At 48.4% G+C, this 11555-nt stretch carries 12 protein-coding genes and 1 tRNA gene; 9 read left to right on the top strand and 4 right to left on the bottom strand.

The window, feature by feature from the left end; translation table 11 throughout:
• A partial coding sequence (locus RMO52_RS04390; protein WP_310411237.1) for a peptidylprolyl isomerase occupies positions 1–349 on the top strand: 349 nt, incomplete at its 5' end.
• Positions 350–569: 220 nt separating this feature from the next.
• On the opposite strand, the gene RMO52_RS04385 is transcribed toward RMO52_RS04390, so the two are convergent.
• Complete coding sequence (locus tag RMO52_RS04385; protein ID WP_310411235.1) at positions 570–2489, bottom strand: protein phosphatase 2C domain-containing protein; 1920 nt, start codon at positions 2487–2489, stop codon at positions 570–572.
• 275 nt (positions 2490–2764) lie between these two features.
• Between RMO52_RS04385 and RMO52_RS04380 the strand changes: the two genes are divergently transcribed.
• Both RMO52_RS04380 and RMO52_RS04375 read left to right on the top strand, forming a co-directional pair.
• On the top strand, positions 2765–3637 hold the full coding sequence (locus RMO52_RS04380) for an LD-carboxypeptidase (protein WP_396134881.1): 873 nt from the start codon (positions 2765–2767) through the stop codon (positions 3635–3637).
• A gap of 74 nt (positions 3638–3711) precedes the next feature.
• The gene (locus tag RMO52_RS04375) at positions 3712–4020 is read left to right on the top strand and encodes a DUF3067 family protein (protein WP_309741365.1); all 309 of its coding nucleotides are present in this window, start codon (positions 3712–3714) and stop codon (positions 4018–4020) included.
• Between the two features lie 47 nt (positions 4021–4067).
• On the opposite strand, the gene RMO52_RS04370 is transcribed toward RMO52_RS04375, so the two are convergent.
• Together RMO52_RS04370 and RMO52_RS04365 are read right to left on the bottom strand one after the other, a co-directional pair.
• Positions 4068–4601, bottom strand: a complete 534-nt coding sequence (locus RMO52_RS04370; protein WP_310411227.1) for a Uma2 family endonuclease — start codon at positions 4599–4601, stop codon at positions 4068–4070.
• A 181-nt stretch (positions 4602–4782) separates the two neighbouring features.
• Positions 4783–5787: a phosphoribulokinase gene (locus tag RMO52_RS04365; protein ID WP_310411224.1), complete on the bottom strand. Its 1005-nt coding sequence runs from the start codon at positions 5785–5787 to the stop codon at positions 4783–4785.
• Between the two features lie 149 nt (positions 5788–5936).
• On the opposite strand from RMO52_RS04365, the gene RMO52_RS04360 reads away from it, so the two are divergent.
• The 4 genes from RMO52_RS04360 (at position 5937) to RMO52_RS04345 (ending at position 9750) form a co-directional block, all read left to right on the top strand.
• A complete protein-coding gene (locus RMO52_RS04360; protein ID WP_310411221.1) occupies positions 5937–6206 on the top strand; it encodes a hypothetical protein in 270 nt (89 codons plus the stop codon).
• Between the two features lie 339 nt (positions 6207–6545).
• On the top strand, positions 6546–7784 hold the full coding sequence (petH, locus tag RMO52_RS04355; RefSeq protein WP_309741361.1) for a ferredoxin--NADP reductase: 1239 nt from the start codon (positions 6546–6548) through the stop codon (positions 7782–7784).
• Positions 7785–8047: 263 nt separating this feature from the next.
• Positions 8048–8371 (top strand): thioredoxin, encoded by a 324-nt coding sequence (trxA, locus tag RMO52_RS04350; RefSeq protein ID WP_295616965.1) that lies wholly within the window; start codon positions 8048–8050, stop codon positions 8369–8371.
• A 326-nt stretch (positions 8372–8697) separates the two neighbouring features.
• Entirely contained in the window at positions 8698–9750 is a 1053-nt protein-coding gene (locus tag RMO52_RS04345; protein ID WP_309742264.1) for an LOG family protein, read from the top strand.
• A gap of 272 nt (positions 9751–10022) precedes the next feature.
• Here RMO52_RS04345 and RMO52_RS04340 read toward each other — a convergent pair whose 3' ends face one another.
• The gene (locus tag RMO52_RS04340; RefSeq protein ID WP_310411218.1) at positions 10023–10520 is read right to left on the bottom strand and encodes a molybdenum cofactor biosynthesis protein MoaE; all 498 of its coding nucleotides are present in this window, start codon (positions 10518–10520) and stop codon (positions 10023–10025) included.
• Between the two features lie 74 nt (positions 10521–10594).
• On the opposite strand from RMO52_RS04340, the gene RMO52_RS04335 reads away from it, so the two are divergent.
• Together RMO52_RS04335 and RMO52_RS04330 are read left to right on the top strand one after the other, a co-directional pair.
• Positions 10595–10681, top strand: a tRNA-Ser gene (locus tag RMO52_RS04335).
• Positions 10682–10949: 268 nt separating this feature from the next.
• Positions 10950–11555: radical SAM protein (locus tag RMO52_RS04330; RefSeq protein ID WP_310411215.1), on the top strand; the 606-nt coding region annotated here is incomplete at its 3' end.

Below are 11555 nucleotides of genomic sequence, written 5' to 3'. Positions count from 1 at the left end.
ATATCGGGCGGTACCGCTCGAAGTGATGGTTAAAGGCGATAAGGAGCCGATGTATGGGATTACGATGGAGGATGCTGGCAGATTTCGCGAGGAACCCGTATTACCCTTCTCGTCTTATGGTGCGCTAGCAATGGCGCGTCCTGAAACCGATCCTAATGGCGGCTCGTCGCAATTTTTCTTCTTCCTGTTCGAGCCAGAATTGACTCCCGCCGGACGAAATCTCCTCGATGGTCGATATACTGTCTTTGGTTATGTTACCGCCGGACAAGATGTCCTCGGACAACTCAAAGCCAATGATAAAATCATCTCGGCAAAGGTAGTTGAAGGCGGAGATTTACTAAAAGCTTAGGCACAATTCATTCTGTCTAACAACCCCACAGCCAAACTTAGCTGTGGGGTTTTATAGTGCAATTCTTCGGGACTGCGATCGCGATCGCCCCAAGTTGCCACCGATTAAAATCGGGGCTAATGATGCGAAGTCCGCCTGCGCGGACTATTTAATCAGTCCGCGCAGGCGGACTTTGCATCACTAGCCGAGACTTCAGTCTCCAGGCAATTCTTATCCCACGTTATTGAACTCCAGGTTCGATCGGTGTCACTGCGGGACTAGGCGCGAGCGCCGGACTAGGACTGGCGGCTGGCGTGGGATTAGGCTGACCCTGAGATAAAAACCAGCCACCAGCACCGATCGCCATGAGGACGATCGCCCCGATTGCGCCTAACAATAGCGGCTGCCGACGAGGACTGTCAGGTACTTCTGCTTGAGTAGTCATAGTGCGCTGTCGATCTTTAGAATTCGTTTCCGGACTGCTGAGCAGTAACGTATCCGTCTGCGTAAAGGTCGTCGTCGCATTCGCCGGGAAATCTTGAATGGCGGTATTTTGTCCGGCTTCTACGGGTTGTTTGACCTGACAATGCACCAAGGCGACAGTGGCATTATCGTGACCATTTTGAGTATTTGCCATATTAATCGTCCGCTGACAAGCAGTTGCCAGATCTACCTTACCTTCCAAGACAGGGAGAATTTCGGATTGCCAGTACTGCTCGACCCGATCGCGATCGCTCACACCATCCGAGCAGAGCAAGAAAATACATTCTTCATCAACGATCGTCCGCCGAATATTCGGGTGGAGCGCCGTCGATGAATTCATCCCCAATGCTTGAAATAAAGAACCCGAACTGCTCATCCCTAACGCTTGGCGATACAACACTCCACTGAGTCGGACTTCTCTAGTTGCCAGATCGTCATCTAAGGTCATCTGATGACAACCCGTCCGGGTAATCCGATAGAGCCGAGAGTCGCCGATATGGGCGATGTACGCCTCATGACCGTAGATTAGACTCATTACCATTGTCGTCCCCATTCGCTCGCGTTCCTGGCGATTTTCGCTGTCATTGCGGAGGCTGATTTGATCGTTGGCGACACAGGTAGAATTTTCGATTTGAATGGCAATACTATCGGGATAGCGATTTTCGGGCTTATCGAGGACATTTTCGATCCGGCGCTGGATCGTATCGATCGCCAGATTAGAGGCTACTTCCCCGCCTTGATGTCCGCCGACGCCATCGCAGACGATCGCCAGACTCAGCTCGAAACCAGTCTTTTGATATAGACCATTGCTGCTGGGGGGATAACAAGCATCTTCATTCTGCTCGCGGGTCGGCCCGGTATGGGTGAGGGTAATATAGTTACAGTTGAGAAATTGCTTTTGACCGACGGTTCGCAGTGCTTCATCGAGCAGGGCAATCAGTTGGGTGGCGGTAGTCACATCCTCTTTAATCAGTCGATCGCAAATTTTCTCTAATGCTTGGGCGATGCCGATCCGGGCTTGTTTTTGCCACAGTTTCCACAGCTTGCCGAGTTCTGCCAATTTAGGGGGCGAGTCGCCGTTTGGCATCAATTCGATCGCGCGCATGAGTCCGCCTTCAACCCGCAACACTTCGGGATGCAGCAGCGTGCGACTCACGCCTTCGACTGCCATCGCATCCCAGAGATTAGCGATTTGCCACAACCAATTGAGCTGGCGCATCGAGCCGACAGTTTTCCAGCTTTCACTTAGTTCTGGCATTACTTTACCCGCGAGGGCAGCTCCCAATCCTTCACTGTAAATCGGGGCTTTTTCTAGCAACCATAGCGTGCTAGTCCGGCGTCCCGATCGATTGAGTGCCACTGACCCATAAACTTGCGGCACATGCGGGCGATGGGCGACCAGCCGCAGATAAGGGGTAATAAATTCGGGGACTCGATCGATAACTTCTGGCTGCCAGCCGGGTTTAGTATCCAGTAACACTCGATTGTTGACTGCCAGATAGCGATTATTCGCCAATGTCTGCCCGGTTTTGAGGGTAAGTGCATCTTCCCCCACAGCCCATAAATAAACTTTGGGAATGGCTGTCCGACAGTGAGCGCAAAAATTGTGACTCGCTGGATTAGGAGCTTGACATTCAGGATTTTGGCAGACGATTTTTGCCGCTGTGTGGTTGGTCATGGGTTCGGGTTGCTCCAGTCAGCCGATAGTCTACGCTATCATGGCAAATCAAGTGTACTGAATCGAGGTGGTAATAATAAATCTAGCCGATCGTTTTGACTATTAGGCCATTGAATATGGCAAAGTAATAGCTGCGCTCTGGAGATTGGAAATTGGAGCAGTCGAGAAGTAATCAATCCAAATTTTAACCTGCGATCGTTGACTAATCTCTAGCACTAGTAAAAATCAATCCGCATATCTTATAAATACCCATGATCGAGCCTTGTCAAACACCTATGCCCCTCAAAAGTGGAGATTTGTTAAGGGTAGTCGCTCCGAGTGGGCGGTTGCGAAATCGGACTGCACTCGATCGTGGCATCGAAATTTGGCGCGATCGTGGTTATCGAGTCGAAGTGACGGAGGAAATTGTTGCCAGTTGGGGCTATTTAGCCGGGAAGGATGCAGCTCGACGGAAGCAATTGGCAACGGCTTGGAGCGATCCTGAGTGTCGGGGCATTTTGTACGCACGCGGCGGTTATGGCGGAATGCGATTACTGGAACACTGGCAATGGGATCTAGCGGCTGTGCCCAAATGGTCGATCGGATTTTCAGATATCACGGCATTATTGTGGAGTCTGTCTCATCAGGGGATTGCCGGAATTCATGGCCCACTGCTGACTACTTTAGCAGATGAACCGGACTGGTCGATCGATCGGCTGTTTCAACTGGTGAGCGGACAACCAGTACCCCCACTTCAGGGCGATCCCTGGGTCGGCAACGTCGCCTATGGTAAATTGTTACCATGTAATCTTACAGTAGCGACGCATCTACTCGGTACACCGTGGCAACCCGATGTTACTGGCGCAATTTTGGCAATCGAAGATGTCACGGAAGCGCCTTATCGGATCGATCGATTATTGACTCATTGGCGGCTGACTGGCGCACTGGCAAAGATTGCCGGAGTCGCGATCGGGAGATTCAGTCAATGCGACCCCCCAGAAGGCAGTTCTAGCTTTACAGTAGAAGAAGTATTACGCGATCGACTCACCGATCTGGACATTCCGATCGTTGCCAATTTACCCTTCGGACACGATGGCTGCAATGCCGCTCTCCCCGTCGGTGTCGCCGCGATTTTAGATGGTAATACTGGCGAACTCAGTATCGTTTGATTGTTATCAGCTCGGTATCAACGATTCACTATTCACTATCCACCATCCACTATCCACTATCCACCCTTAACATTGTGACCGGACAAGAATTACGCGAAACGATCGTAGCAAAATGGGGCTATTCTTACGACATCCAGCTCAAGAAGACTCCTACCAAAATTTATCTCCAGGTGATGTGGAAATATCTCGAACAAGCTTCTTTTCCCTTATCCGAAGCAGATTATCTCGCACATTTAGATAATATTGGTTCTTATCTAGCGGCAATGGGTAGCGTCGAACAAGTGCAGAAGTTTATCGAGAAAACCACCGAAAGACCGCGATTGGGCAAAGCTGTAAGTATGTTACTCGATTTGGGCGATCGTGCTTCAGAATGGCTGTTGTGAGGATGAAATCGAGCGATTGTGAAGACAGAAATAATATTTAGAAATACTTAGAATAATCGCTCGACTGGCACCGATAATCCCGTAAATAACTCATCAGTAATTACACTATCATTCATATAAGTTATCGGCGCACTATCGACATAGAATACCGTTACACTCTGAGCTGTTGGATCGACTACCCACACTTGTAAGACACCACCAGTTAGATAATAACCAGCCTTTTGAGTCATTTGCCCGAAAGTTTGTCCCGGTGAGATAATCTCGATCGCCAATTCGGGTGGAACGGGACACGCCGCATTTTCATTCCAACTTTCTGGCAATCGATCGAAAGAAACATAGATCAGATCGGGTACGGGTGTGAAGCGGTCGCTCAACTCAAACGCCCATTCCATTTCGGCACGACCGCGATCTTTAGCCCACGGTTCTAGAATATTCAGGAGACGACGGGCAGATCGGACGTGGAAATATTTAGGGGACATTTTAGGTACTGCAACGCCGTCGATTAATTCATAAGTGCGATCGCTAGCATCGGCTAACGACCAAAATTCTGCCTTAGTAAGTTTTTTGGTAGTGGCGAGCATGGTAATGGCATATTCGGATCGATTCTATTTTAACAAGATCGAAAGCTCATCGCGTAAATTACTATTTTGGCGATCGCACCGAGCGACTAAAACTGCCGTAATTAAAAAAAGATAGGGCAGTTTTACACTACCCCATCTTTCTTTATGGCACTAACTTAATAAACCCAATCGCTTGAATCAATTAAACTTTTGCAGGTACTTTATTAGTTTCCTTCGCAGTTAACCGTTCGTAAGTCGCTCTCATTTTCAGACCGACCATGACTTGAAAAAGACCAGTGCCATTGTTAGAGCCAGGGTACTCCCGATGTTGCAGCAAGAGGCTGGTCATTTCACCTTTGTGCTTGGTAGAGATGTTGCTCAAGTGGCTCTCAATGTAGCTAACTTGTTCGAGATTTCCTAATTGACCGTCGAGTTCGAGTACAGATACTGGATTACCGTAGTAGACATCGGGGCCGTAGAACATTTTGATGCCGGGATATTCACAAGTAAGCTTGCGTCCACAAGGTCTCCAGTGGATTGTCGAACCCTCATCGAACAAGTAAACGGGATCGAAGTCAGATACGCCTTCACGCTGCATTAAGCGCACGCGGAGGAGTTTGCTTTCTTTATCGTCGATTAGTTTAGTGGGTAATACTTGAATTACGACGTCAGCATGACCGCGCTGAGGCTCGATGTAGGCTTCAAAATCCGGACGGCGAGATTCGATTGCTGCCAAGACATCATCGTAGCTATGACCGCGCTCGGCCATATCACGCTGAATTTTCCAGGCGATTTTGACATCATCGGTAATATCGAGATAGACGCTAAAGTCGATCAGTCCTCGGACTCTCTCATCGTAGAGCGGATGCAGACCTTCGATGACGACGACATGGTTGGGGGCAACTTTCTCGGGGGGGTCGATCAAACCAGTCTCGTGATTGTAGATTGGTTTATCGATCGTTTGACCGCTTTTGAGCGCTTTGATTTGCTCGTACATCAGATCGAAGTTGTTGGCACGCGGATCGAGTGCGGTGACTTTTTGCTCTTTGCGTTGGTAGCGATCGAGACTATGATAATCATCCAAACAGATCACCGTCACAAAATCTTCCCCAAACAAGTCAATAATCCGTTGTAAAAATGTTGACTTACCGCAGCCGGAATCTCCAGCTACCCCAATTACCACCACGCGATCCACCTTACTGGTCATAGCTATCCTCGTTATATCAAAATTTTTTGTAACTGTTTGGTCTTAGTTCTTTGACATCAAATTTTACATCAATGTCATCGCAAATGAACTAGATCTAAACAAAACTTGCATTCACTCAGCGTTTACCACTGGAGAACTAGTCTGGGTCGATGCCAGTGCAACTATCGCTCGCAGTTCGCTGCGATCGCGATCGGCAAGATCGAAAATTGTACTTTTTAGTACACTTTACAACCTTAGCTGCCATTAAATTATTATTTTCCAGCTCGGAATTTAGACCGCGTGCATCGATAATGTCAAACTGTATCCAGTTAACATTATACCTCGATCGTCAGCCATTCGATCTGCTTGAGTCTACGTCTGTTGTCATCTTGAGTGCAAAAAATTTCGGCAATGCTGTCGCCGCAACCTTTGCCCCGTAAAGCTTGCCTCAAATTTTAAACTATGGCTTCGCGCTAGACGCCCGAGCGATCGATGGTAATCTCAGCGAGACATCGTCACGCTTTAAAGTCAAAATTTTGACAACCTGGGCGGGATGACTCTTGTGCAATGGGACTGCGCTACGCTATTCTGGCTGGGATATGTTTAGATGCTGCAAATATTTTGCATCCTAGTATTATTGCTAGGCAAGATCGTCCGCTACTCCTTGAGGAGAGGTGACTTGAGCCAAGTCGGCAGCAGTTTACCTGTGGATGATATCTGAAGTAAGTAGAGTTATAATAACACCTAATTATTTGGGGTTTCGGAGATATAAAATAGCAATGTACAATCCAAGTCTGAGCGGTAATGCTGGCAATTCAGCAGCCAATAGTCGTCTGTTTATCTATGAAGTCATCGGTCTACGCAACAATCAGTCATCTGATGATAGTAAGATCCGTCGGAGCGGTAGCTCGTTCATTACCGTACCTTACCAGCGGATGAACCAAGAAATGCGTCGCATTGCGAGTCTGGGCGGCAAAATCTTGAATATTCGTCCTTATGCCGCCCAGACAGAGGTGGCTTCAGACTCAGTTGAGACAGCGGTGGCTTCAGCTTCAGTCGAAACTGGCGAAGCCGTCCAAACACAGACTGAGAGCGCCCCTGCACCCGCAGCAACGCCCAAAAAACATGCCGATGTACCAGTAAATATTTACCGTCCCAACGCCCCCTTCGTCGGTAAATGCGTTTCCAACGACGGACTACTGGCTGAAGGCGGGATCGGCATGGTTCAGCATGTCAAATTTGATATCTCTGAAGGAGATTTGCGGTATTTTGAAGGTCAAAGTATCGGGATTATTCCCCCAGGTAAAGATAACAAAGGCAAAAATCACAAAATCCGACTGTACTCGATCGCCAGCACCCGTCATGGTGATGACGTCGATGACAAAACCGTTTCGCTGTGCGTCCGCAAGCTCGAATACAAAGACGAAAAGACAGGTCAAGAAGTAGAAGGCGTTTGCTCGACCTTCATCTGCAACCTCAAGCCGGGTGATGATGTCCAGATTACTGGCCCCACTGGGAAAGAAATGCTCTTGCCTGAAGACAATGATGCCAACGTCATTATGATGGCCACAGGTACCGGGATTGCCCCTTTCCGAGCTTATCTATGGCGGATGTTCAAAGACAACGAACGCGCAGCTAACCCCGAATATAAATTCAACGGTCTAGCTTGGTTGGTATTTGGTGTCGCTACGACCCCAAATATCCTCTATAAAGGCGAACTTGAAGAAATTCAGGAAAAATATCCCGATAATTTCAAACTCACCTACGCAGTCAGCCGCGAACAGAAAAATGCTGAGGGTGGCAAAATGTACATCCAAGATCGCATCGCCGAAAACGCCGACCAACTTTGGTCGTTGATCCAGCAAGAAAAAACCCACGTCTACATTTGTGGACTCAAGGGCATGGAAACAGGCATCGATGCTGCTTTGACCACTGCCGCAGCCAAGTCCGATGTCAAATGGTCTGAGTACCGTTCTCAACTCAAGCGTGCGGGTCGTTGGCACGTTGAGACTTACTAGAGAGTAGATGGGAGATAGGAGATGGGAGATGGGAGATGGGAGATGGGAGTTGAGAGTTGGTAGGCGATCGATAGTCGCAGCGGGTAATTTCCCAACTCCCTCATCTTTACTCCCATCTCCCATCTCCCATCTCCCTACCCTTTTGTCAGTAGCGGGTAATTACGAATTATTTTCCTACCCCCGATTAACTACCCAAACCCCCCTACTCCCATGGTAAAATTGCATACAAACTGAGCAAACCTAGGTAAAAAGGATTTGGAGCCATGTCGTCAGCAGTAGAAGTTACAGACGGTTCTTTTAAGGAGGATGTCCTTGATAGTGAGATTCCAGTATTAGTGGATTTTTGGGCACCTTGGTGCGGCCCTTGTAGAATGGTAGGGCCTGTGGTGGATGAAATTGCCGCTCAATACGAAGGCAAAATTAAAGTATACAAACTTAATACTGACAACAACCCCAATGTTGCTAGTCAATACGGCATTCGGAGTATCCCAACCTTGATGATTTTCAAGGGTGGGCAAAAAGTAGATACTGTTGTCGGAGCCGTTCCCAAAGCAACTCTTTCCAACACCGTCGAAAAATATCTTTAAAATAGGTTTTTGGTAAGTTACACTGACGATCGACTCATTTTGCTGGCTCAGTTGAGTCGGGAAGATGAGGTTCGCTCGGTTAGCTAATAGCGATTGCAGTTGTAACTCATCAAAGCCAAGATTTCCGATTGTGGATTGCTAGCTATTGGCTCGCTATGTCAGACGGGTAAAGCCCCAATCGCCAGAATAATCTGCCAAGTCCATATTCTGGCTCGATTGGACGTCTCTAGCTTAATTAAGCTAGAGACTTTTTTCGGTGCGTAGCAATTCGCGCGATCGTCACAAGGTCACAATCGGCAGCAGCCAAATAATTTTGGATTAAACTTATGGACGCGCTATCCGACCTAAAAAACAACTTAGCAGCGACGATCGATCTCTTGCCGACCTTACCAAACGGTAAATTGATTCAACGTGCCTTAGAGTCGATTCTACACATGTCTCAGACCGAGATCGATCGATTGGACTGGAAGATTCTCAGCGCCTCGATTGACGATATGGAGCGAGCCTTTGAGACTTTTTATCCATATCGGCATATTCGGAAGGTTGCCATCTTCGGCTCGGCACGAACCAGCGAGACAGCGCCTGAATATCAACTGGCTCAAGATTTTGCCCATCTGATTACCCAACAGGGGTTTATGGCGATTACTGGCGGTGGTGGGGGAATTATGGCGGCGGCGAATGCCGGAGCTGGTGCAGATAATTCATTTGGCTTAAATATTAGTTTGCCCTACGAGCAAGGTGCCAATCCTTACATCGCTGGCGATCCCAAATCGATCGTATTTAAATACTTCTTCACTCGCAAGCTATTTTTCTTGAGAGAAAGTGATGCTGTGGCATTATTTCCTGGCGGATTTGGCACTCAGGATGAGGCACTAGAGACGCTTACACTCTGTCAAACTGGTCGATATGGCCCTGTACCGCTGGTGCTGATCGATCGACCCGGCGGTGCATATTGGCGAGATTGGGACAGTTATTTGCGCCAGCATCTCGCTGCCACTGGATTGATTGGTACTGCCGATCTGAGTTTATACACGCTTACTGATGATGTACGGGTAGCTGCGGCAACTATTCGGAATTTTTATCAGGTGTACCACTCCAGTCGGTTTGTCGGTGACGAGTTTGTCATCCGCTTAAAAGTCGCAATTTGCGATCGCGATCTCGATTTGCTCAATCGGGAGTATGAAGACTTAGTTATCGGTGGCGAGATCGTCCAGGTGCGGGCAGCATTGGCAGGTGAGTCACAAGATGATACCGCTAATTTACCTCGCCTAGTCTTCAAATACGATCGTCGCGATTTTGGCCGACTTTACCAGATGATCGGCACAATCAATCAGATGAGTGGCGAGCTGTGTGGAGATACTCATCCTGAGACTAAGTAATATCGCGAGTTAAGGATATTTGCTCCGTTCGAGTCCTGCCACCGTTTGTGTGCGTCAAGACAGGGGAAACCCCAAGACCGCACTTTTCGCTACGCGGACTGAAGATCTAGTCCGCGTAGCGGCGCGCGCTCCGGAGGTTTCCTCCGGGTTTAGCGCGACAAGACAGGCGGACTTCGCATCACCAGCCGAGACTTCTAGTCTCCAGGCATTTCTTATCCCAAACTCCCCACTCATCGGTGACTGCTAAGAAAACCAATTGCCAAAGAGCCGACTTAGGGGCAATCTAACTGTTCGCAAGCACCAATACTGACCCAAATCCCTAACTTTTTACCTTCGATCGCACTGTACCACTCTTTTTTCCAGATTGGTGCTTGATGCTTGAGAGTATCGATCGCATACTGACACGCCGCAAAAGCCTCTCCCCGATGCGGACAACCCACCGCAACGAGGACGCTAATCTCCCCGATCTTGAGCTTCCCGACGCGATGGTAGATAACTACATGCGTTACATCCGCCCATTTGCTCCGAATTTCCCAGCCAATAGCGGCAAATACGCGCATCGCCATCGGCTCGTAGGCTTGATATTCCAAATATTCTACCGCTTGTCCGTCAGTGCGATCGCGAACGGTACCGCTCATGATGACAACGGCACCATTCGCCGGATCGTCGGCTAGTTGATAGACTTCATCTAATAATAACGGCGCAATCCCGATCGCAAATCGATCGGCTGGGTGGGCTGAGGTGTGAGTAGCAAGAGGGGTGGTTGTCATAATCTAGGTGAGATATCTTGTGTAAATCCGTGCAACATGATATATTCGATCTTATGTGCAAATTGTACTTGTGTGGATAGGTGGCTGAGTGGTCGAAAGCGGCACACTGCTAATGTGTTATGGGGGTAACTCCATCGAGGGTTCGAATCCCTCCCTGTCCGTTCTTAAAACTATTATCAATCTTCGCAGTGGGCAGTAACAGTCAGTAGATTGTCGTTGCCCATTTTTGCCATTGAAAATACACGTTATGATTTGGCAATCCCCCATCTCTGGTCAGTGAGCGACAGCCGTTGGCGATAGCCTGCCGTAGGCACACTGCCCATCTCTCATCTCAATCGAACTTAGCTAGAATCTAACTATTGATAGAAGTTTCGAGTGAGTCCCCGCATAAGGATAGAAAATAATCGAGCGATCGGGCACAATGGAAAGATGAACCAGGTAAATTACTTACGAATTAGCCTCATCGATCGCTGCAACTTTCGCTGTCAGTACTGTATGCCTGAAGGTACCGAGTTAGAGTACCTGCACCGCGAGCAGGTACTAACTGATAATGAGCTATTAACATTGGTTCGAGAAGTATTCATCCCTGTCGGTTTCAACTGTTTTCGGTTGACTGGGGGAGAACCATTATTACGCAAGGGGATTGTCGAAATCGTTCGATCGATCGCCAGTCTCCCAGAGACGCAAGATTTATCCTTGACGACTAATGCTTTTCTGCTGGCGGGAATGGCGCAAGATTTATATCAAGCTGGACTGCGGCGAGTAAATATCAGCCTCGATTCGCTCCATGAAGCCACCTTCGATCGGATCGTTGGCACAAATGGCAGATCGCGCTGGCAACAGGTCTGGAACGGGATTTTAGCCGCCGATCGTGCGGGATTTACGCCGCTCAAGTTGAATGTGGTGGTGATACCGGGTGTGAATGATGCTGAGGTATTGGATTTAGCGGCTTTGAGTATTGACAAACAGTGGCATGTCCGCTTTATTGAATTTATGCCGATCGGTAACGATGAGCTATTTAGCGATCGCGGTTGG

Origin of the sequence: Chamaesiphon sp. OTE_8_metabat_110 (assembly GCF_031382685.1) — a bacterium.
In the GTDB taxonomy this organism is placed as follows: Bacteria; Cyanobacteriota; Cyanobacteriia; order Cyanobacteriales; family Chamaesiphonaceae; genus Chamaesiphon.
This window is presented reverse-complemented; position numbering and strand designations above follow the sequence as displayed.

Excerpts from the sequence above, each read along its gene's own strand:
- RMO52_RS04385 (WP_310411235.1), bottom strand. The coding sequence starts at position 2,489 with ATGACCAACCACACAGCGGCAAAAATCGTCTGCCAAAATCCTGAATGT.
- RMO52_RS04380 (WP_396134881.1), top strand. The coding sequence starts at position 2,765 with ATGCCCCTCAAAAGTGGAGATTTGTTAAGGGTAGTCGCTCCGAGTGGG.
- RMO52_RS04370 (WP_310411227.1), bottom strand. The coding sequence starts at position 4,601 with ATGCTCGCCACTACCAAAAAACTTACTAAGGCAGAATTTTGGTCGTTA.
- RMO52_RS04365 (WP_310411224.1), bottom strand. The coding sequence starts at position 5,787 with ATGACCAGTAAGGTGGATCGCGTGGTGGTAATTGGGGTAGCTGGAGAT.
- RMO52_RS04360 (WP_310411221.1), top strand. The coding sequence starts at position 5,937 with ATGCCAGTGCAACTATCGCTCGCAGTTCGCTGCGATCGCGATCGGCAA.
- petH (WP_309741361.1), top strand. The coding sequence starts at position 6,546 with ATGTACAATCCAAGTCTGAGCGGTAATGCTGGCAATTCAGCAGCCAAT.
- trxA (WP_295616965.1), top strand. The coding sequence starts at position 8,048 with ATGTCGTCAGCAGTAGAAGTTACAGACGGTTCTTTTAAGGAGGATGTC.
- RMO52_RS04345 (WP_309742264.1), top strand. The coding sequence starts at position 8,698 with ATGGACGCGCTATCCGACCTAAAAAACAACTTAGCAGCGACGATCGAT.
- RMO52_RS04340 (WP_310411218.1), bottom strand. The coding sequence starts at position 10,520 with ATGACAACCACCCCTCTTGCTACTCACACCTCAGCCCACCCAGCCGAT.